Origin of the sequence: Rhizobium sp. H4 (assembly GCF_003013335.1) — a bacterium.
In the GTDB taxonomy this organism is placed as follows: domain Bacteria; phylum Pseudomonadota; class Alphaproteobacteria; order Rhizobiales; family Rhizobiaceae; genus Rhizobium; species Rhizobium sophoriradicis.
The window spans coordinates 105,669-125,459 of the sequence record NZ_PSOW01000006.1; the positions used below are offsets into that span (position 1 = coordinate 105,669).

The window sequence follows — 19,791 nt, forward strand, 5'->3', positions numbered from 1 at the left end:
CAAGCGCCGGTGACATTGATTTGTAACTGCGAATGTGGTTTTTCAAGGGTCACGCAACGTTACAAATCGGTAACAGTTTGGTGAGCAGGAATCCCTTCTGCAAAATTCCTTGAAGCTGACGCCATAATCTCTTGGCGCGCCGAACTTTATATGGACCTCGTTCCGTGCCCGCGCTATCCATGCACGCATGAAAAAAGGCGATCACCTCTTCCTAGTCGACGGTTCCGGATTCATATTTCGGGCGTTTCATGCATTGCCGCCGCTGACGCGCAAATCCGACGGCCTGCCGGTCGGCGCCGTCTCCGGTTTCTGCAACATATTGTGGAAGCTCTTGAGGGATGCACGCAATACCGATGTCGGGGTGACGCCGACCCACCTGGCCGTCATCTTCGATTATTCCGCCAAGACCTTCCGCAAGGATCTCTACGACGCCTACAAGGCGAACCGCTCGGCTCCGCCGGAAGAGCTCATTCCGCAGTTCGGGTTGATCCGCGAGGCAACCCGCGCCTTCAACCTGCCCTGCATCGAAACTGAAGGCTTTGAGGCCGACGACATCATCGCCACTTATGCCCGCCAGGCCGAGGCAACAGGCGCCGATGTCACCATCGTCTCCTCCGACAAGGATCTGATGCAGCTCGTCACAGCAAATGTCCACATGTATGACAGCATGAAGGACAAGCAGATAGGCATTCCCGACGTCGTCGAGAAATGGGGCGTGTCGCCGGAAAAGATGATCGACCTGCAGGCGATGACCGGCGATTCCGTCGACAATGTGCCCGGCATTCCCGGCATCGGCCCGAAAACCGCCGCCCAGCTGCTTGAGGAATACGGCGATCTCGACACGCTGCTCGAACGCGCCACCGAGATCAAGCAGGTCAAGCGCCGCGAGACGATCCTGGCCAATATCGAGATGGCCAGGCTCTCGCGCGAACTCGTGCGGCTGCGCACCGACGTGCCGCTCGATCTCGATCTCGACGCGCTGGTGCTGGAGCCGCAGAACGGTCCGAAGCTGATCGGCTTTCTCAAGACGATGGAATTCACTTCGTTGACGCGCCGCGTCGCCGAAGTCTGTGATTGCGATGCGAGCGCCATCGAACCGGCGGTCGTTCCTATCGAATGGGGCGCGGCTGCCCGTGGTCCCGATCTCGATGCGGCCGAGCCGGAGCCGGTTGCCGGCGGCATTCCCGACGTCTCAGGGCAATCCGTGTCCGTGCCGGCGCGTGCGAAGGCTGGCGTCGAAGGTACCTTTTCGCCTGCCGATCTTGCCAAGGCGCGGGCTGAAGCGTTTGCCACGCTGCCCTTTGACCATTCGACCTATGAAACGATCCGCGATCTGGCGGCACTCGACCGATGGATCGCCGATGCGCGCGACACCGGCCTCGTCGCTTTCGATACCGAGACCACGTCACTGGATGCGATGCAGGCGGAGCTTGTCGGATTTGCGATGGCGATCGCCGACAATGTCGCCGATCCCACCGGCACGAAGATCCGCGCCGCCTATGTGCCGCTTGCCCACAAAAATGGTGTCGGTGATCTGCTCGGCGGCGGCCTTGCCGAAAACCAGATCCCGATGCGCGATGCTCTGCCGCGCCTGAAGGCATTACTTGAAGACGAATCGGTTCTGAAGGTCGCCCAGAACCTGAAATACGACTATCTGCTGTTGAAGCGCTACGGCATCGAGACGAAGAGTTTCGACGACACGATGCTGATTTCCTACGTGCTCGACGCCGGCACCGGCGCTCATGGCATGGATCCGCTTTCGGAAAAATTCCTCGGTCACACGCCGATCCCCTACAAGGACGTGGCGGGCAGCGGCAAGGCGAACGTCACCTTCGATCTGGTCGATATCGACCGCGCCACCCATTACGCCGCCGAAGACGCCGATGTGACGCTGCGCCTCTGGCTGGTGCTCAAGCCGCGGCTGGCGGCGGCAGGGCTGACCAGCGTCTATGAACGGCTGGAGCGGCCGCTGTTGCCCGTGCTCGCCCGCATGGAAGCGCGCGGCGTCACCGTCGACCGGCAGATCCTGTCGCGCCTGTCCGGCGAACTGGCCCAGGGTGCGGCGCGGCTGGAGGACGAAATCTATACGCTGGCCGGCGAGCGTTTCAATATCGGTTCGCCGAAGCAGCTGGGCGATATTCTGTTCGGCAAGATGGGTCTTGCCGGCGGCAGCAAGACGAAGACCGGGCAATGGTCGACCTCCGCCTCGGTGCTCGAGGATCTCGCCGCCGCCGGGTTCGAACTGCCGCGCAAGATCGTCGACTGGCGTCAGCTCACCAAGCTGAAATCGACCTATACCGACGCGCTTCCAGGCTATGTGCATCCGGAGACCGAGCGGGTCCACACCTCCTACTCGCTGGCATCGACGACGACAGGGCGGCTGTCTTCCTCCGAGCCGAACCTGCAGAATATTCCGGTGCGCACCGCTGAAGGCCGCAAGATCCGCACCGCCTTCATCTCGACACCGGGCCACAAGCTGATTTCCGCCGATTACAGCCAGATCGAACTGCGTGTGCTTGCCCATGTGGCCGAGATCCCGCAGCTGACCAAGGCCTTCGAGGATGGCGTCGACATCCATGCCATGACCGCGTCGGAAATGTTCGGGGTGCCGGTCGAAGGCATGCCGGGCGAAGTTCGCCGCCGCGCCAAGGCGATCAATTTCGGCATCATCTACGGCATCTCGGCCTTCGGGCTCGCCAATCAGCTTTCGATCGAGCGGTCGGAAGCCGGCGACTATATCAAGAAATATTTCGAGCGTTTCCCCGGCATCCGCGATTATATGGAAAGCCGCAAGGCCATGGCGCGCGACAAGGGTTACGTCGAGACGATTTTCGGCCGGCGAATCAACTATCCCGAAATCCGTTCTTCCAATCCGTCGGTGCGCGCCTTCAACGAGCGGGCCGCGATCAACGCGCCGATCCAGGGCTCGGCCGCCGACGTCATCCGCCGGGCGATGATCAAGATGGAGCCGGCGCTTGTTGAAGCCGGTCTTGCCGAGCGTGTCCGCATGCTCCTGCAGGTGCACGACGAACTCATCTTCGAAGTCGAAGATGAGGATGTCGACAAGGCCATGCCGATCATCGTCTCGGTCATGGAAAACGCCACCATGCCGGCGCTCGAAATGCGCGTGCCGCTGCGCGTCGATGCGCGCGCCGCCACCAATTGGGATGAGGCGCATTAACCGCCTCCCCAAAACCAAAAAGATTTTTCCGGTTCACGCAACTCATTGAAATGGCAACGGTTTGTCTCTGCAGGGCGTACCGGAACGATGCGGCTGGAAGGAACTTATTAACCTTCCTTTTCTATCCCGGTAGGGTCGTAATTTGTCAGGCATGAGTGAGTAGCGGACGCATGCGTTTTCCCAGAACCAATTTGACGGATGCCGCAGATTTTTCCAGCGGGCTTGAAACCGAGCTTGCGGAGGAAAATCCCGGCGAAAAGCCGGCGGCGCCGATCTGGCAGAGCAACTTCTCGCTCGCGCCGAATGTTCGCTTCACCCGCACCCCGGAAACGCTGATCAGCCGGCGCCGTCCGTCGAACGAGCCCGTTCGCGACGAATCGCAGCTCGAGCAGCAAGCGATACGGATAGAACCGGTCGCCGTCGATGTGCCTTTCGACATCTATCTGCCGGAGCCGAGCGAGCTTACCGCAGCGCCGGCCCCGATGATCGAGATGCCGCAGCCGGCCGCCGGCCGGGCGGAGGCGCCTGCCTTGCGCGCTGCTTCCGAACTGGCTTCCATTTCCGATTTCGCCTTCTGGGAAGTCATGGCCTTCGAAGAAGGCGAGCCGATCCGCACACACCCGATTGTTGTCCCGAAGATCGAGACTACGCCCGAATCGATCACCTCCCTATTCCGTGTCATGGAATGGCGTCCAGGCGCGCCGAAACCGGCTTCCACCGTATCGCGCCCGATCCAGCCGCCGGCCGCAATGCCCGCATCGGCAGCTCCGCGGCCGGCCGCGATATCCCTGGAAAAGCCGGTTCGTGCTCCGGAGCCTATCTTGCTGGCGCCTCAAGGCGCGCCCCAGGTACCCCAGACTGCGCCAATGCCGCAGGCTGCACCGGTGCTCCAGGCGGCGCCGCTGCCCCAGGCTACACCGTTGCCCCAGGCGGCGCCGGCGCCCCGGCCGACGCCTCCGGTGGCCGCCGTCCTGCCGTCGCCGCGCCTGATGGCAAGGCCGGAAAAAGTCGATGCGTCAGGCTATGAATTCCCGCCGCGCGCCCTGTTGCAGGAGCCGCCGGAACGGCTTGGCGAGATCATGTCGCAGGAGACGCTGGAGCAGAATGCCGGTCTCCTGGAAAGCGTGCTGGAAGATTTCGGCATCAAGGGCGAGATCATTCATGTTCGCCCCGGCCCCGTCGTCACCCTCTATGAATTCGAGCCGGCGCCCGGCGTGAAGTCATCGCGCGTCATCGGCCTCGCCGACGATATCGCCCGATCGATGTCGGCGCTTTCGGCCCGCGTCGCCGTGGTCCCCGGCCGCAACGTCATCGGCATCGAACTGCCGAATGTCACCCGTGAGACTGTCTATTTCCGCGAGATGATCGAGAGCCAGGATTTCGACAAGAGCGGCTATAAGCTGGCGCTCGGCCTCGGCAAGACCATCGGCGGCGAGCCGGTGATCGCCGAGCTCGCGAAGATGCCGCATCTGCTCGTCGCCGGCACCACCGGCTCGGGCAAATCGGTCGCCATCAACACGATGATCCTGTCGCTGCTCTACCGCATGACGCCGGAACAGTGCCGGCTGATCATGGTCGACCCGAAGATGCTCGAACTCTCCGTCTATGACGGCATCCCGCATCTCCTGACGCCCGTCGTCACCGATCCCAAGAAGGCGGTCATGGCGCTGAAATGGGCCGTGCGCGAGATGGAGGAGCGTTATCGCAAAATGTCGCGCCTCGGCGTGCGCAACATCGACGGCTATAACGGCCGCGTCTGCCAGGCGCGCGAAAAGGGCGAGACCATCCATATCATGGTCCAGACCGGCTTCGACAAGGGAACCGGCGCGCCGATCGAGGAGCAGCAGGAGCTGGATCTCGCGCCGATGCCCTATATCGTCGTCATCGTCGACGAAATGGCCGACCTGATGATGGTCGCCGGCAAGGAGATCGAAGGCGCGATTCAGCGTCTGGCGCAGATGGCGCGTGCGGCCGGTATTCACCTGATCATGGCGACGCAGCGCCCGTCGGTCGACGTCATCACCGGCACGATCAAGGCAAACTTCCCGACCCGCATCTCCTTCCAGGTCACCTCGAAGATCGACAGCCGCACCATTCTCGGTGAACAGGGCGCCGAGCAACTGCTCGGCCAGGGCGATATGCTGCACATGCAGGGCGGTGGCAGGATTGCCCGCGTGCACGGTCCCTTCGTTTCGGATGCCGAGGTCGAAAAGGTCGTTGCCCATCTGAAAACGCAAGGGCGTCCCGAATATCTCGACACCGTCACCGCCGACGAAGAGGAAGAGCCGGAAGAGGAAGAGGCCGGCGCCGTGTTCGACAAGAGCGCCATGGCCTCCGAGGATGGCAACGAGCTCTACGAGCAGGCCGTCAAGGTCGTCATGCGCGACAAGAAGTGCTCGACCTCCTACATCCAGCGCCGCCTCGGCATCGGCTATAACCGCGCTGCCTCATTGGTCGAACGGATGGAAAAGGAAGGCCTGGTCGGCCCGGCCAATCATGTCGGCAAGCGCGAGATCGTTTCGGGACGAGGCGACGGGGAATAGTCGCCAAGTCGCCTGTTCCGATTGTTCAATTGAAAGATAGGCAACTTCTTCAGATGAGTCATTCACGGCGCGGACGCGCCGTGGCTGGATCTCTGTGACAAGCACAGAGATGAGGGTGGGTGGGTAAGCGCTTCCGCCAAGATTTCTAATGGCAAAAGCTGTTCCGTCCCGCGACAGTGGATGGGAAGCTCTACCTCTCCTCCCTCATCTCTGTGCTTGTCACAGAAATCCAGCGCGCCGAGGACCTCTCTTCGCGGTACATCACGTCGCTTGCCGGACGTGCAATTCCTGCCGCTGGCCTGATCAGTTGCCTATTTATCCGGTTCGGACAGCGAGGGCCTGCGGCATCGCAAATTTCTGCTGTCGTTCGTCTACTGAACGTCCGCCAGCAGTCCGTCGAGGATCGCGATCATCTTCTGCTCGGCCTCTTCGATGGAACCGCTATTGTCGAGCTCCGTCACATCGTAGTCGCCGCGCACCGTCAGCGGCCCGCGGGCGAGTCTCGCCATGATATCCTCATGCGTCTCGCGCCCACGCGCCTCCAGCCGGCCGGCGAGCACCTCGGCGCTGGCGGTGACGTTGATCACCTTCAGCCGCGGGAAGGCGGCCTGGAAGCGATGCAGCGCCGAGCGCGAGCCGTTGGCGACAACGATATGGCCCCTCGACAGCGCCACCGAGACTTCGGCCGGAATGCCGTATTTCAGACCATGGGCTTCCCACCAGACGGCAAAGGAGCCCGACTGCTCCATGGCGGCAAACCCTTCGAGGGAGACGGAAAGATGATCCTCGCCGCCGGCGCCGCGGTGGCGGGTAATGACGCGGCGGGTGAAGTGAATGTCAGCGCGGCCGGCGAAATGCCGGGCGGCAAGGTTCATCAGCGTGTCCTTGCCGGCGCCACTCGGCCCGACGACGACGACCATGATGCCGCGTTCGGCGCCGGCACCGGGATGGGGTTCGTGCGGGCTCATGCGACACGGCGTCCCTGGCGCCAGACGGAGCGTGTCACCGGCACGCCATGCGAACGGTGGACGCGGACGAGATCGGCGCGCAGCCCGGTCGCGATCCGTCCGCGATCGTCGAGGCTGACGGTGCGGGCGGGCGTCGACGTCACCATGGCGATCGCCTTCGGCAGCGTGATGCTCTCGACCTCGTCGGCGAGGATGAAGGGCGCGTGCAGCAGGCTGAGCGGCACGTAGTCGGAGGACAGCACATCGAGCACGCCCATTTCGGCGAGGTCGCGGGCGGCGATGTTGCCGGAATGGGATTTGCCGCGAACGATGTTGGGCGCCCCCATCAGCACGCTCATGCCGTGCTCGTGCGAGGCGCGGGCGGCATCGAAGCTGGTCGGGAATTCGGCGAGCCGCACGCCGTTGTCGATCGCCTCGTCGACATGGGCGAGTGTGGCGTCGTCATGGCTTGCCACCGTGATGCCGCGTTCGGCGCAGACCTTGGCGATGGCATTGCGGTGCGGGGTCGAGTTGCGCGCCGATTCCGCCTGTCGCTTGGCGACGAAACGGGCGAAGACCTCGTCGCTCAAGCCCCGCTTCTTTTGGTAGTAGAAGATATATTGATCCATCGTCTGGAACTGCCGCTGGCCGGGCGCATGATCCATCAGCGAGACGAGCCGCACATGCGGATCCTTCTCGAAATCCGCGAAATGTTCGAGCACATTGTCGGCCGAGACCTCGCAGCGCAGGTGCAGAAGGTGCTCGGCGCGCAGCCGGCCCTCCCTCTCCGCCGACTGAATGGCGTCGGCCATGTCGCGCATCTCGCCAAGTTCGAAGCCGCCGTCCTCGTCCGCACCCATGCGCAGGCAGTCGAACACCGTGGTGATGCCTGACGTGACGATCTGGGCGTCATGCGCCTGGACCGCGGCGGTCTTGTTCCAGCGAATGCCGGGGCGCGGCTGGTAATGGCCTTCGAGATGGTCGGTGTGCAGCTCGACGAGCCCAGGAATGATGAAGTCCCCTTCGAAATCTTCGCCGGCTACCGAGTTCCCTTCGGAAATATCGGCGATCTTTCCGTCGCGGATGAGGATCGATCCGGCGAGGACGTCATCCTCGAGAACGATGCGGGCATTGGAAAACACGGTCTCTTTGCTCATCTCGTCAGGTCTTTCAGCTTTTGGCGCCGGAAAGCGGCAGCCAGGAATGAACTTTGAACGGGGCGCCGCGCGTCTCCTCGAGGAAGACGGCAAGGCCGGAAATCGACAGCGGCCGGCCGGTAAAACCGGAAAAACGCTCGGCCAGAATCGTTTTCATCACCGCGGCGCGGGTCTCGGGCACTTGCCCGCTCAGCGTCATGTGGAAGCCGAAATCCTCCATGACATAGGGATAGCCCCAGCGCTGCAGATTGGCGCGCTGGCTGTCGCTGAGCTTCTCCGGGTTGCGCCTGATGATATCGGCTTCCGAAAGTGCCGCGCGAAACGGTTCGAAAGACTTTACCACCTTCGCGGCGAAATCCTGAAGAGGTTGATGAAGAGAACCGGGGACGAGGGCAAAAAAACGGCCGAGCTGGCCGAGCACGAGTTCGGGAATCTCGAAGGCCGGCGTGCGCGCTGCGAAATCCTCGGCAAAGGCCATGAGGTCCTTTTCGGTGACGGAGGCGGCAAGCGCAAACGGCGCCTTGATCGTCGCATGAAAGCCATAGCGGCGTGGATCGGCGGTCAGCTCGAACTGCTCTGCCTGGCCGAGCTGCTCATAGGCCGGGGCAGGATAGGTTTCGCCGGTAAAGGCGTCGCGGCCGAGCCAGAGCGAGGCCGCGCCGGTCAGGGGATCATCCTTCGGCGGCGAGAAATAGAGAGCGTAGCGCAAGGCTTTGTCCTGGGGATCGTCGAAACGGGGAGCGCAATGTGCAGTGATTTGGCGGCGAACCGCAAGCAGGCTCCCCGGCTAAAAGAATTCCGTGACAGAATGATGATGGCGGCGGCTTGTCAGTGGTTCTTTTTCCCCATCACGCGCGAGCGCAGCGCATTCGACAGATTGTCGAAGGCGAAGACGACAAGGAGTATCAGAAGCACCATGTAAGCGACTTTGTCCCAGTCCGAATTGGTCTTCATGGACTCCAGCAACTTCAGGCCAATGCCGCCCGCACCGACGGCCCCGATCACGGTTGCCGAACGGGTATTCGACTCCCAGAAATAAAGAGATTGCGAGATGAAGACCGGCAGGACTTGTGGGACGACGCCGAAACGTTGAACGGCAACTGGCGCCGCACCGACCGATTTCACGCCCTCACGCTGCTTGTCGTCGATGTTCTCGAGGGCTTCGGCATAGACTTTTCCGAGCGCGCCGGTATCGGTGAAGAAAATCGCCGCGATCCCGGGAAGCGGCCCCGGACCGAAGGCACGGGTGAAGAACAACGCCCAGATCAGCATATCGATCGAGCGCAGGAAATCGAAGAGCCGTTTCGTGGCCCAGTTCATGGCGCGGTTGCGCATGATGTTGCGTGCGGCGATGAAGGCGAGCGGAAAGGCAACCAGCGTGCCAAATAGTGTGCCGACAAAGGCCATGACGAGTGTCTGCATCAGTTTCGACAGGATGTCGCGGTGCTGCCAGCTCGCGTTGTTGAGGAAGTTGTCTACGGCCAGCGAGGCGTTGGATTGATTTGCATCCAGTCGTGCGCCGGAGAACATCAGGCCGACGACCTCGGGCAGGCTGCGGCCCCAGAAGGGTGATTGCGTATCGAAGAAAAAGTTCGCCCAGCCGAGAAAACGGCGCTGCACGTAGACTTGGCTGGTGCGGATTTCTGCCTGTCCGGAAAAACCGTAATAGACATTCACCTTGTTGTCGTCCTGCTGCATCTGGACTGGCGCGTCGGCAGGCAGGGAAGCTCGATCGCGGGTAATGGTGACGAGATAGAGCTTGCCGTCGATATAGACGTCCACGCGGCTCGGGCTCACTTCCAGGCGGTCGCCGTCGCTGCCGAAGGTGACAGTGTATCTGCTCCCATCGGCACTGGGCTTCAGCCAGTAGATGTCGGCGCCTTCGGGATACTGGCGGCGGCTTGTCCATTGTGGGACGAGCTGATCGTTCTGGAAACGGAGGCGCGGCTGGGCACGCCAGGAATACCAGTCCTGAACATAGATCGCCGCGCGATCCCAGTTGCCGTTGACGAACGTCGGAATGACGTTGAAGAAGGCGAAGCAGAAGGCAAGGTAGACGAGGACTGCCGCAGAAATGAGGAGAAGGCTCCATCGCTGCATGAAACTGCGATGGAAGACGTCCGGATAGGCGGCCAACAGGCGGTTGCGTTCGACAGCGTTCATGGTCAGACCCGAGGACATCACGCCGCTCCCCGGCCAAATTCGAAGGACTGCTGGCCGATCAGCCGTCGGCGCAGCCAAGCAGAAAACTGGTCGACGCAAATGACCGTGATCAGCAGCAGGATGATGATTGCGTAAGTCTTGGCGGCATGGTCGCGGCCAATCGAAAGGCTGAAGACTTCACCTATGCCGCCGCCGCCAACCGCGCCGATAATGGTCGAGGCACGCACATTTATCTCGGTGCGCAGCAACGTGTAGGAGACAAAGTTCGGGAGGACCTGCGGCAGGATGGCAAAACGTACACGCTCCAGCCAGCCGGCGCCGACGGCGCGCAGGCCTTCATCCGGCTTCATGTCAGCATTCTCGACGACTTCGAAGAACAGCTTTCCGAGTGCGCCGATAGTGTGGAACCACACCGCGATGATCGCCGAGATCGGACCGATCGACAGGATCGCCGCGAGAAGACCGGCGATGACGATTTCCGGGAAGGCGCGCATGATCTCCATGATGCGCCGGACAATCCAGCGCGTCACACCCGCACCGACCAGATTGGTGGACGCGAAAAAGCAGAGCAGGAACGCACCGCTGGCGCCCAATATGGTGGAGACGATGGCGATGTTGAGCGTGATCGCGAGCTGGTAGAAGAAATTCGGGATGTAGAAACTGTCGGTGATCCAGACGCGGTCGCTTGTGTAGTCGTATTTTATCGAACCGTCGGAGTAGGGCGACGGCAAGTCGAACATGGCGCGGAAGATCTCCAGCGGGCTGTCCGGTACAAAGCTCTTCATGAAATCGAAGAAATAGGGCAGGCGCTCGAAGAACTTGCCCGAATTGGCACTGTTGGCGAAGTCGAGCGAGGCGCCGAGGATGATTAGGAACACCACGATCGAAACGACGGTATAGATGCGTCGCGTTCGGACTTGGCTCTGATAATGATCGAGGATGGTGCGGGAGCTCTCCTGCAATCCGCTGAGAGAATCCGCGCCGGCCGAGTGCGCCATCTATGGCTTCCTTCTTGAAAACGGCGGCACCATCATGATGCCGCCGCAAGACTGTTCAGGCTGAGGATCAGCCGCCGATGACCGCCTTACGGGCGTCGATGATCGTCTGGTAGAAGCTCTGGTCGACCGGCGCCCAGTCAACGTAGCCGCCGCCGGTGAACGATTCGAAGCAGCTCTTGTCCTTCTTCGGCAGTTCGGCGAAGTAGGCGGTAACCTTCTTCTGCAGGTCGGCCGGCAGCTTCTGGGAAACCATCAGCGGACCGTTCGGGATAAGGGGCGACTTCCAGACTTCGACGATATCGTCCATGTCGAGCAGGCCCTTGGTGACCATCTGGTGCAGGTTGCCGGATGTGTAACCCTGCGCCCAATCGCCCTGACCGGAACCGAAGGTGGTACCGACGTCGAACTTCTTGTCGAGAACGCCGAGAACGAGGTTCTCGTGGCCGCCGCCGAAGCCGGTTTCAGAGAAGTACTGCTTGACTGGAGCGCCGGTGTCCTTCGGAAGGGCAACGTTAGGAACAAGGTAGCCGGAGGTAGAGTCCGGATCGGCGAAGCCGAGCTTCTTGTCCTTGGCGTCGGCCAGCGTCTTGATGCCGGAATCTTTGCGGGCAACCATGATGGAGTAGTAGCCGGTCGAACCGTCCGCCTGCTTGGTGGTGAGAACCGGGGTGACGGCGTTCGGATCCTTGATATAGATCGCGGCGTAAGAGGCGGCGCCCATGACGGCGAGATCGATCGTGCCGCCGAGCAGGCCCTGGATGACGCCGTTGTAGTTCGGCGACGGGAAGAGCTGCACTTCGGAAACGCCGGTGGCGGCGATCAGGCCCGGCTTGACGCACTCGGTGCGACGAACCTGGTCGGCTTCGTTTTCACCGCCATCGAGACCGATGCGGAGGACTTTGACGTCCTGAGCGGCGGCATTGCCGGCGAGGGCGGCTACGGCGATGGTTGCCATCAAAATCTTGCGGAATGCAGACATAGAAGTCTCCCTGTTGTGACGTGGCTCGTCAGTTGGTTCTCCGGCCGTTGTCCAGTCGGCCGGACACGGATCAATGCATGGCGGCTGTTTTGGCCATCATGCCGGAGGATGGGGTCTCGGCGCGGCGCGTGGATTCGAGGCTGGTCGACGTCATGGTTTCGTCGATGCCGGCGCCGTCCTTGTCAGTCCCATAAATTTCCTTGACGGCCTCCCCGGTCAGCTCTGACGGCTTACCATCGAAGACAACGCGGCCGCCGGCCATGCCGACGATGCGCTCACAATAGTTGCGAGCGGTATCGAGTGTGTGCAGGTTGGTGATGACGGTGATGCCCTCGCGCTCATTGATGTCGCGCAGCGCATCCATGACGATCTTGGCGTTCAGCGGATCGAGCGAGGCGATCGGCTCGTCGGCAAGCACCATCTTCGGGTTCTGCATCAGCGCGCGGGCGATCGCCACACGCTGCTGCTGGCCGCCGGAGAGTGTACCGGCCGCCTGCAGCGCCGTCTGCTCGATGCCGAGGCGCTCGAGCGCCGCGATCGCATGCACGCGCTCCTCGCGCGTGAAGACGTTGAGCAGGCTGAGAAGCGTCGAGCGGTGATTGAGCCGGCCGAGCATGACATTGGTCAGCACATCGAGGCGGGGCACCAGGTTGAACTGCTGGAAGATCATCGCACAGTCGCGCTGCCAGTTGCGCAAGCCCTGGCCGCGAAGCCCAGAGACTTCGACTCCGGCGAAACGAATGGAGCCGGAGCTTGGTTCCTGCAGGCGGTTGATCATGCGGAGCAGCGTCGACTTCCCGGCACCGGAGCGCCCGATGATGCCGACCATCTGACCCTGGGGAATGGTTAGTGTCACGGCATCAACGGCGAGCTTGTTTCCGAAACGACGGGTGACATCCTTCAGCTCGAACATCATGCTCTTCCCCTTGTATTCCAGGCGTTGATGAGCATTGGCATTAGTCCCGCTTCATGAAGGTCGCGTGTCATATTTGTGTAAGTGGCGTCACAATTCTCGGCGTTGCGAAGACCGCTTCTAGCCCCCGTAGCGCGCCAGGAAATCTTCCGCGATTAGGTTGCGAAAATCCTGCAAGGCCAGGCGCAAACGGTCGTGCTCCCAGTCCCACCAGGCAAGCCTGTCCATGCGCTCGCCGACCTCTTTCGGAAAGCGCTCGCGGATTATTTTAGCCGGCACGCCGCCAACGATCGAGTAAGCCGCTACGTTCTTCGAGACGACGGCGCCGGCGCCGATCACCGCGCCGTTGCCGACGCTGACGCCCGGCAGGATCGTCGCCCCATGGCCGATCCAGACATCGTTGCCGATCGTCACCCGGTTTGCGCGCCGCCAGGCGAAGAAGTCCTCCTCCATGTCACCGTCCGGCCAGTAGTCGGCGGCGCGATAGGTGAAATGGTGCAGCGTCGCGCGCCAAGTCGGATGGTTGGTGGCGTTGATGCGCACGGCGGCGGCGATATTGACGAACTTGCCGATCGTCGCGCACCAGACGGAGCCGTCCTGCATGATGTAGGAATAGTCGCCGAGCGTCGCCTCGCTGATGCGGCAGCGCTCGGAAACCTCCGTATAGCGCCCAAAGCTGGAATCGCTGACGGACGCCGTCTCGTGGACATAGGGTTCAATGCCCAGCCTGCGGCTCATGCGGCGATCTTTCTGGGAGAAAACTGCTGGACGTCGAGGATGCGGTCGGCGACGGCTTCGCGCACTTCCTCATCGTGGAAGATGCCGAGAAGGGCGACGCCCGCCTGCTTCTTTTCCGAAATCATGCCGACGACGACGGCTCGGTTGCGGGCATCGAGCGAGGCGGTGGGTTCATCGAGCAGCAGGATTGTATGGTCGGTGATGAAGCCGCGGGCAATGTTGACGCGCTGCTGTTCGCCGCCGGAGAAGGTAGCGGGCGGAAGCTGCCAGAGCGCTTCCGGCAGGTTGAGCTTGGCGAGCAGGGCGCCCGCCTTCTCTCGTGCTGCACGGGCTTCCTCGCCACGCGCCACTAGCGGTTCCGCCACCACGTCGATTGCCGCGACGCGCGGCACGGTGCGCAGGAACTGGCTGACATAGCCAAGCGTATTGCGCCGCACATTGAGCACGGTGCGCGGATCGGCGGCGGCGAGATCGACGACGCGGCCGTCGTGGCGGATGAGAATCTGACCGGTGTCGACCGCATAATTGCCGTAGATCATCTTCAGCAGCGAGCTCTTTCCGATGCCCGACGGGCCGCCGAGCACGACGCATTCTCCTGAAGCGACCGAGAAGGCGACATCGGAGACGACGGGCAGCCGGATGCCGTCGCGCAGATGCATGGTGAAGCTCTTCGAGACTTCGGAAACGACGAGGGGCGTTGGCATGATGTCTTCCCTGGTTTTGGACCTGCAGCGGCGCTCAGACCTGCAGGATCGAGGAAACGAGCAGTTGCGTGTAGGGTTCGCGCGGATCGTCGAGCACCCGGTCGGTGAGCCCGTGTTCGATGACGTAGCCGTCCTTCATCACCATCATGCGGTGCGACAGAAGCCGGGCGACGGCGAGATCGTGGGTGACGATGATGGCCGAGAGGCCGAGATCGTTGACGAGGCCGCGAACGAGATCGAGCAAACGCGCCTGCACCGAGACGTCGAGGCCGCCTGTGGGCTCGTCCATGAAGACGAGGCGTGGGCCGGTGACGAGATTGCGGGCGATCTGCAATCGCTGCCGCATTCCGCCGGAAAAGGCGCGCGGCTGGTCGTCGATGCGGTCGGCGTCGATCTCGACGCGTTCCAGCCAGTCGATAGCGGTGGAGCGGATCTTGCCGTAATGCCGGTCGCCGATCGCCATGAGGCGTTCGCCGACATTGGCGCCGGCGGAAACCGTCATGCGCAGGCCATCGGCCGGGTTCTGGTGCACGAAACCCCAGTCGGTGCGCATCAGGAAACGGCGCTCGGCCTCGTTCATATGGTAGAGGTCGCGATAGGTGCCGTCGCGCATGTGGTATTCGACACTGCCGCTGGTCGGCATCAGCCGGGTAGAGATGCAGTTCAGCAGCGTCGTCTTGCCCGAGCCGGATTCGCCGACAATGGCGAGCACTTCGCCGGGCCAGAGCTCGAAGGACACATTGCGGCAGCCGATGCGGTTGCCATAGAACTTCGACAGGTCGTTGACTTTGAGAAGCGGCGTATCGGTCATTCTGCAGCCTCCCGGGCCAGCATTTCGCCGGCATGTCCGTGTGCCCGGCGATCTTCGCAATGATCGGTATCGGAGCAGACGAACATGCGCCCGCCTTTGTCGTCGAGGATCACCTCGTCCAGATAGACATCCTCGGCGCCACAAAGCGCGCAGGGCTTGCCGAAGCGCTGGATTTCGAAGGGATGGTCCTCGAAATCAAGGCTGACGACGTCGGTATAGGGCGGCACGGCATAGATGCGCTTTTCGCGGCCGGCGCCGAAAAGCTGCAGCGCTTCCGACTTATGCATCTTGGGATTATCGAATTTGGGCGTCGGTGAGGGATCCATGACGTAGCGGCCGTAAACCTTGACCGGATAGGCATACGTCGTGGCGATGCGGCCGTTGCGGGCGATATCCTCGTAGAGCTTCACGTGCATGAGACCGTATTCTTCCAGCGCATGCATCTTGCGCGTCTCGGTTTCACGCGGCTCGAGGAAGCGCAGCGGTTCGGGGATCGGCACCTGGTAGACGAGCACTTGGCCGGCCTTGAGCTTTTCCTCGGGAATGCGGTGGCGCGTCTGGATGATCGTCGCCTCGCCTGTATGCGTCGTCACCGCCACATTGGCGACCTTCTGGAAGAAGGCGCGGATGGAGACGGCGTTGGTGGTGTCGTCGGCGCCTTGGTCGATGACCTTCAGCACGTCGTCGGGGCCGATGATCGAGGCCGTCACCTGCACGCCGCCGGTGCCCCAGCCGTAGGGCATCGGCATTTCGCGCGAGGCAAACGGCACCTGGTAGCCGGGAATGGCGATGGCCTTCAGGATGGCGCGGCGGATCATCCGCTTCGTCTGTTCATCCAGATAGGCGAAGTTGTAGCTGGCAAGATCGCTCATTCGGCGGCTTCCTTCAAATCTTCGCCCCTGTTGCGGGCGGCTTCGAATTCGCTTCGCATGCGGCGAACGAGATCGAGTTCGGCCTGGAAGTCCACATAATGCGGAAGCTTCAGATGTTCGACGAAGCCGGTCGCCTGGACGTTGTCGGAATGGGAGATGACGAATTCCTCGTCCTGGGCGGGCGCGGTGATATCCTCGCCGAGTTCTTCGGCACGCAATGCGCGATCGACCAGCGACATCGCCATCGCTTTGCGCTCGCTCTGGCCGAAGACCAGGCCGTAACCGCGGGTAAATTGCGGCGGCGCCTTGGCCGAACCCTTGAACTGGTTGACCATCTGGCATTCGGTGACCTGGATCGTGCCGAGCGAAACGGCGAAACCGAGCTCCGGCACCTCGAATTCCACCTCGACCTCGCCGATCCGGATCTCGCCGGTGAAGGGGTGATTGCGGCCGTAACCGCGCTGGGTGGAATAACCGAGCGCCAGCAGGAAACCCTCATCGCCGCGGGCGAGCGCCTGCAGGCGAAGGTCGCGGCTCATCGGAAATTCCATCGGCTCGCGCGTAAGGTCGCCGACTTCGTGATCCTCCGGCATATCGCCGTCGGCCTCGATCAACCCTTCCTCGTCGAGGATTTCGGAGACGCGCATGACGCGGCCGGTTTCGGCTGTACGCAGGGCGGGCCCCTCGACCGTCTCGTCGGTAAGCAGCGAGGGATCGAGCAGGCGATGGGTATAATCGAAGGTCGGTCCGAGAAGCTGGCCGCCCGGCAGATCCTTGTAGGTGGCCGAGATACGGCGTTCGATCGTCATATTAGCCGTGTCGAGCGGCTTGGAATAACCGAAGCGCGGCAGCGTCGTGCGATAGGCGCGCAGCAGGAAGATCGCCTCGATCATGTCGCCGCGCGACTGGCGGATGGCGAGGCCTGCGAGCGTGCGGTCGAAAAGCGAGGCCTCGGCCATCACACGGTCGACGGCGAGTGCCAGCTGCGCGACGATCTGGTCGATGCCGATCGCCGGCAGCGAACGGTCGCCGCGGCGGCGGTCGGCAAGCAGGCGGTGGGCATTGGCGATGGCGGCCTCGCCACCCTTGACGGCAACATACATGAGCTCAGATCTCCGTTGCTGTGATCTTGGTGGTGCGCGGCAGGCAGAGGAAGCGCTCGCCCGAGGTCAGCACGATGTCGATGCCGCGCGGGAAGAGCGCGCGGTTCTCGGCCCAGAGCCGCAGAAAGGTCTCCGGCAGGCCGACAGGAGCGATCTCGGTCACGCTCTGGATGCCGGGTCCGATCAGCGCCAGCCGGCGCCCACCCTCGAGGTCGGAAAGTTCGATGATGAGCGTCGTCGAGCGGTCGGGATATTCCTGCGTGCCTGAGGCGAAGAGGCCGAAGGGGCAGAGCGCGGCACCGGCTTCGGTGAAGGCGAAGCGTGCCTCGGCCTTTTCCGTGGTCAGCGGCGCGCCGGCGTGGAAGCCGAGCCAATCCGGCACGGCGGATTTCGCCAGCCCCTGGGAAAGCCAGACCGGCGTGTCGTGGTCGCAAAGCGTCAGCGCGATCGCGCCGGCGGCAATGCCGAGCGGCGCAGGCGGCGCGACGTCGGGCTGAACGGTCTCAATCGTACCGGGACGGGCCATGCCGTCCATCAGCATCTTGAACACGCTCTGGGCATGGAAGACCGGCTCGGCAAAGCCGCCGGTCAAGGCTTCGGTGTTGAAATCCATCAGTTGTCTCCCCGCACCATGGTGAAGAAGTCGACGCGGGTCGCCGCCGTCTCGTCGGCCTTGCGGCGTTCGGCAGCAGCGATTCGCTCAGTGATCGGCAAAAGCAGCGCCCGTTCGACGAAATCCTTCGTCGCTTCCTCCTGCCAGAGCGCATCGAAGATCGCCGCAAGCCGCGCCTTCTCGTGGTCGGTGCCGAGCGCCTGCGCATGGCCGACCGAACCGGAGTCGAGCCGGACCGTCGCGCGCGTTACCGTCACCTCGCCAAGATTGAAGGGAGCGCCGCCGCCGCCGATGCGTCCGCGCACCATCACCAGCCCTGTCTCCGGTCCGCGCACCGGATGCGCCGCAGGCTTTTGCGGCAACGCAATCCAGGCCGCCGAGAGTTCGCTCCGTTCCGCCCGCGCCAGCAGATCGGCGGCGCGTTTACGCCCGGATGCCGTCTGTGATGTAGCGTCGTTCCTGTCCGCTGATATCATCGCCGCTTCCTTTAATATGTCTATTGATATAGACAACTATACAAGCTATACCTAGTCCTAAATCGATGCCGTGACAAGCGTGTGACATTGCGCAGCGCCTCGCGTCTTTTCAGGCGTATGAAGGGTGCGGTACCTCTTTGAATTCGATAGAAGGCATGAAATGGCAGGGCAGGGGACGGAATGGCGGGACTGAATCAGGTGCAAAGGCAGACCGGCGTGGCGCTCTGGCGCCAGATTGCCGACCGGATTCGTGAGGCGATCGGCAACGGCGCCTATGACGAAACCGGAATGGTGCCGCCCGAAACCGTTCTGGCGCTGCAATTCGGCGTCAACCGGCATACGGTGCGCAGCGCTTTGGCAGCCTTGGCGCAGGAAGGCATCGTCCGGGCGGTGCAAGGTCGCGGCACGCTGATCGAGCGCAAGGAACGGCTGAACTTCCCGATCACCAGGCGTACTCGTTTTACCGCCGGCATCGGCGACCAGGCGCGCGAGACGCGCGGCCTGTTGCTCGATGAGGTGACGGAGGAGGCGAGCGCCGAGGTCGCCCGCTGGCTGCGGCTGAAGCCGGGCGCAAAGGTCATCCGGCTGGAAACGCTGCGCGAGGCCGACAAGCGGCCGGTGTCAAAGGCGACGAGCTGGTTTCCTGCCGAGCGTTTCGCCGGGATCGGCGAGGCCTACCGCAAACATCAATCGATCACCAAGGCTTTCGTCGAACTTGGATTGGCGGATTATGTTCGGGCGACCACCGAGGTGACGGCGGCGCATGCCGACACGGCAGATCTGGCCGATCTCGAACTCACCCCCGGTGCGATCCTGCTGGTCGCCAAGGCGATGAATACCGATCTCGACGGCATGCCGGTGCAATATTCGATCAGCCGGTTCGCGGCCGACCGGGTGCAGTTCACGATCGAGAACTGAGGATGGCCTTCCCTGTCGGTGCAGGGAAGGCCATTGGATTCAATGCGCGCCGGACATGTCTCCGAGCACTTCCTTGGAAGCGACGGTGGAATCGGCGTTCAGCTTGTAAACCATGGGAACGCCGGTCGCGAGGTTGAGGGCAAGCACGCCTTCCTTGGTCAGCTTGTCCAGCACCATGACGAGCGAACGCAGCGAATTGCCGTGCGCGGCGACCAGCACTTTCTCGCCGCGCAGCACCCGGGGCAGGATGTCGGTGAGATAATAGGGCCAGACGCGGGCGCCGGTATCGCGCAGGCTTTCGCCGCCGGGAGGCGGAACGTCATAGGAGCGGCGCCAGATATGCACCTGCTCCTCGCCCCATTTGGCGCGGGCATCGTCCTTGTTGAGCCCGGAGAGGTCGCCGTAGTCGCGCTCGTTCAGCGCCTGATCGCGGATCGTCTGCAGGTCGGGCTGGCCGACCTTGTCGAGGATGAGCTTCAGCGTGTGTTGGGCGCGCACCAGCGCCGAGGTATAGGCGACGTCGAATTTGATCCCGTATTCGGCGAGGGCGGCGCCGCCGGCATTGGCTTCCTGGATGCCGAGCTCGGTCAGATCGGGATCCTTCCAGCCGGTGAAGAGATTCTTCAGATTCCAGTCGCTCTGGCCGTGGCGAACGAGGACGAGGGTTCCGCTCAT

Annotated in this window: 18 protein-coding genes; 3 read left to right on the forward strand and 15 right to left on the reverse strand. The window is 62.6% G+C overall.

Annotated elements, in window-relative coordinates; genetic code table 11:
- Window positions 1-187: 187 nt before the first annotated feature.
- Both polA and C4N04_RS11165 read left to right on the forward strand, forming a co-directional pair.
- Complete coding sequence (gene polA / locus C4N04_RS11160; RefSeq protein ID WP_106796047.1) at window positions 188-3,181, forward strand: DNA polymerase I; 2,994 nt, start codon at window positions 188-190, stop codon at window positions 3,179-3,181.
- Window positions 3,182-3,351: 170 nt separating this feature from the next.
- Entirely contained in the window at window positions 3,352-5,724 is a 2,373-nt protein-coding gene (locus C4N04_RS11165; RefSeq protein WP_106796048.1) for a DNA translocase FtsK, read from the forward strand.
- A 371-nt stretch (window positions 5,725-6,095) separates the two neighbouring features.
- Here the strand turns inward: C4N04_RS11165 and phnN are convergent, their stop codons facing one another.
- The 14 genes from phnN to phnG form a co-directional block, all read right to left on the reverse strand.
- Window positions 6,096-6,692 (reverse strand): phosphonate metabolism protein/1,5-bisphosphokinase (PRPP-forming) PhnN, encoded by a 597-nt coding sequence (phnN, locus tag C4N04_RS11170; RefSeq protein WP_039617244.1) that lies wholly within the window; start codon window positions 6,690-6,692, stop codon window positions 6,096-6,098.
- Window positions 6,689-7,828 carry an alpha-D-ribose 1-methylphosphonate 5-triphosphate diphosphatase gene (locus C4N04_RS11175; protein WP_039617246.1) on the reverse strand — a complete coding sequence of 380 codons (1,140 nt, stop codon included), beginning with the start codon at window positions 7,826-7,828 and terminating at the stop codon, window positions 6,689-6,691. The genes phnN and C4N04_RS11175 overlap by 4 nt, the downstream gene beginning before the upstream one ends.
- Before the next feature lie 13 nt (window positions 7,829-7,841).
- Window positions 7,842-8,537, reverse strand: coding sequence for a DUF1045 domain-containing protein (locus tag C4N04_RS11180; RefSeq protein WP_106796049.1), 696 nt, complete (start codon window positions 8,535-8,537; stop codon window positions 7,842-7,844).
- A 119-nt stretch (window positions 8,538-8,656) separates the two neighbouring features.
- Window positions 8,657-10,009 carry a phosphonate ABC transporter, permease protein PhnE gene (gene phnE, locus C4N04_RS11185; protein ID WP_106796050.1) on the reverse strand — a complete coding sequence of 451 codons (1,353 nt, stop codon included), beginning with the start codon at window positions 10,007-10,009 and terminating at the stop codon, window positions 8,657-8,659.
- Window positions 10,009-10,989: a phosphonate ABC transporter, permease protein PhnE gene (gene phnE / locus C4N04_RS11190; protein ID WP_096763455.1), complete on the reverse strand. Its 981-nt coding sequence runs from the start codon at window positions 10,987-10,989 to the stop codon at window positions 10,009-10,011. The genes phnE (C4N04_RS11185) and phnE (C4N04_RS11190) overlap by 1 nt, the downstream gene beginning before the upstream one ends.
- 67 nt (window positions 10,990-11,056) lie before the next feature.
- A complete protein-coding gene (phnD, locus tag C4N04_RS11195) occupies window positions 11,057-11,968 on the reverse strand; it encodes a phosphonate ABC transporter substrate-binding protein (RefSeq protein ID WP_106796051.1) in 912 nt (303 codons plus the stop codon).
- A gap of 70 nt (window positions 11,969-12,038) precedes the next feature.
- Window positions 12,039-12,881 carry a phosphonate ABC transporter ATP-binding protein gene (gene phnC / locus C4N04_RS11200; protein WP_038686131.1) on the reverse strand — a complete coding sequence of 281 codons (843 nt, stop codon included), beginning with the start codon at window positions 12,879-12,881 and terminating at the stop codon, window positions 12,039-12,041.
- 120 nt (window positions 12,882-13,001) lie between these two features.
- Complete coding sequence (locus C4N04_RS11205; RefSeq protein ID WP_106796052.1) at window positions 13,002-13,619, reverse strand: DapH/DapD/GlmU-related protein; 618 nt, start codon at window positions 13,617-13,619, stop codon at window positions 13,002-13,004.
- On the reverse strand, window positions 13,616-14,323 hold the full coding sequence (gene phnL / locus C4N04_RS11210; RefSeq protein WP_077995059.1) for a phosphonate C-P lyase system protein PhnL: 708 nt from the start codon (window positions 14,321-14,323) through the stop codon (window positions 13,616-13,618). Before phnL ends, C4N04_RS11205 begins: the two co-directional genes overlap by 4 nt.
- A 34-nt stretch (window positions 14,324-14,357) precedes the next feature.
- Window positions 14,358-15,134, reverse strand: coding sequence for a phosphonate C-P lyase system protein PhnK (phnK, locus tag C4N04_RS11215; RefSeq protein WP_038686136.1), 777 nt, complete (start codon window positions 15,132-15,134; stop codon window positions 14,358-14,360).
- Window positions 15,131-16,006: an alpha-D-ribose 1-methylphosphonate 5-phosphate C-P-lyase PhnJ gene (locus C4N04_RS11220; RefSeq protein ID WP_077995058.1), complete on the reverse strand. Its 876-nt coding sequence runs from the start codon at window positions 16,004-16,006 to the stop codon at window positions 15,131-15,133. The genes phnK and C4N04_RS11220 overlap by 4 nt, the downstream gene beginning before the upstream one ends.
- Window positions 16,003-17,109 (reverse strand): carbon-phosphorus lyase complex subunit PhnI, encoded by a 1,107-nt coding sequence (locus C4N04_RS11225; protein ID WP_077995057.1) that lies wholly within the window; start codon window positions 17,107-17,109, stop codon window positions 16,003-16,005. Before C4N04_RS11225 ends, C4N04_RS11220 begins: the two co-directional genes overlap by 4 nt.
- Before the next feature lie 4 nt (window positions 17,110-17,113).
- Window positions 17,114-17,722 carry a phosphonate C-P lyase system protein PhnH gene (gene phnH / locus C4N04_RS11230; RefSeq protein ID WP_077995056.1) on the reverse strand — a complete coding sequence of 203 codons (609 nt, stop codon included), beginning with the start codon at window positions 17,720-17,722 and terminating at the stop codon, window positions 17,114-17,116.
- Window positions 17,722-18,198 (reverse strand): phosphonate C-P lyase system protein PhnG, encoded by a 477-nt coding sequence (gene phnG, locus C4N04_RS11235; RefSeq protein WP_038686145.1) that lies wholly within the window; start codon window positions 18,196-18,198, stop codon window positions 17,722-17,724. The genes phnH and phnG overlap by 1 nt, the downstream gene beginning before the upstream one ends.
- 180 nt (window positions 18,199-18,378) lie before the next feature.
- Here phnG and phnF point away from each other — a divergent pair, with 180 nt between their 5' ends.
- Window positions 18,379-19,116: a phosphonate metabolism transcriptional regulator PhnF gene (gene phnF / locus C4N04_RS11240; RefSeq protein ID WP_009989346.1), complete on the forward strand. Its 738-nt coding sequence runs from the start codon at window positions 18,379-18,381 to the stop codon at window positions 19,114-19,116.
- A gap of 39 nt (window positions 19,117-19,155) precedes the next feature.
- Here phnF and C4N04_RS11245 read toward each other — a convergent pair whose 3' ends face one another.
- Complete coding sequence (locus tag C4N04_RS11245) at window positions 19,156-19,791, reverse strand: 2,3-bisphosphoglycerate-dependent phosphoglycerate mutase (RefSeq protein ID WP_038686149.1); 636 nt, start codon at window positions 19,789-19,791, stop codon at window positions 19,156-19,158.

Excerpts from the sequence above, each read along its gene's own strand:
- phnL (WP_077995059.1), bottom strand. The coding sequence starts at position 14,323 with ATGCCAACGCCCCTCGTCGTTTCCGAAGTCTCGAAGAGCTTCACCATG.
- C4N04_RS11225 (WP_077995057.1), bottom strand. The coding sequence starts at position 17,109 with ATGTATGTTGCCGTCAAGGGTGGCGAGGCCGCCATCGCCAATGCCCAC.
- phnN (WP_039617244.1), bottom strand. The coding sequence starts at position 6,692 with ATGAGCCCGCACGAACCCCATCCCGGTGCCGGCGCCGAACGCGGCATC.
- phnD (WP_106796051.1), bottom strand. The coding sequence starts at position 11,968 with ATGTCTGCATTCCGCAAGATTTTGATGGCAACCATCGCCGTAGCCGCC.
- phnK (WP_038686136.1), bottom strand. The coding sequence starts at position 15,134 with ATGACCGATACGCCGCTTCTCAAAGTCAACGACCTGTCGAAGTTCTAT.
- C4N04_RS11175 (WP_039617246.1), bottom strand. The coding sequence starts at position 7,828 with ATGAGCAAAGAGACCGTGTTTTCCAATGCCCGCATCGTTCTCGAGGAT.
- phnE (WP_106796050.1), bottom strand. The coding sequence starts at position 10,009 with ATGTCCTCGGGTCTGACCATGAACGCTGTCGAACGCAACCGCCTGTTG.
- phnG (WP_038686145.1), bottom strand. The coding sequence starts at position 18,198 with ATGATATCAGCGGACAGGAACGACGCTACATCACAGACGGCATCCGGG.
- C4N04_RS11205 (WP_106796052.1), bottom strand. The coding sequence starts at position 13,619 with ATGAGCCGCAGGCTGGGCATTGAACCCTATGTCCACGAGACGGCGTCC.
- phnH (WP_077995056.1), bottom strand. The coding sequence starts at position 17,722 with ATGGATTTCAACACCGAAGCCTTGACCGGCGGCTTTGCCGAGCCGGTC.
- phnE (WP_096763455.1), bottom strand. The coding sequence starts at position 10,989 with ATGGCGCACTCGGCCGGCGCGGATTCTCTCAGCGGATTGCAGGAGAGC.
- C4N04_RS11220 (WP_077995058.1), bottom strand. The coding sequence starts at position 16,006 with ATGAGCGATCTTGCCAGCTACAACTTCGCCTATCTGGATGAACAGACG.
- polA (WP_106796047.1), top strand. The coding sequence starts at position 188 with ATGAAAAAAGGCGATCACCTCTTCCTAGTCGACGGTTCCGGATTCATA.
- phnF (WP_009989346.1), top strand. The coding sequence starts at position 18,379 with ATGGCGGGACTGAATCAGGTGCAAAGGCAGACCGGCGTGGCGCTCTGG.
- phnC (WP_038686131.1), bottom strand. The coding sequence starts at position 12,881 with ATGTTCGAGCTGAAGGATGTCACCCGTCGTTTCGGAAACAAGCTCGCC.
- C4N04_RS11165 (WP_106796048.1), top strand. The coding sequence starts at position 3,352 with ATGCGTTTTCCCAGAACCAATTTGACGGATGCCGCAGATTTTTCCAGC.
- C4N04_RS11245 (WP_038686149.1), bottom strand. The coding sequence starts at position 19,791 with ATGAGCGGAACCCTCGTCCTCGTTCGCCACGGCCAGAGCGACTGGAAT.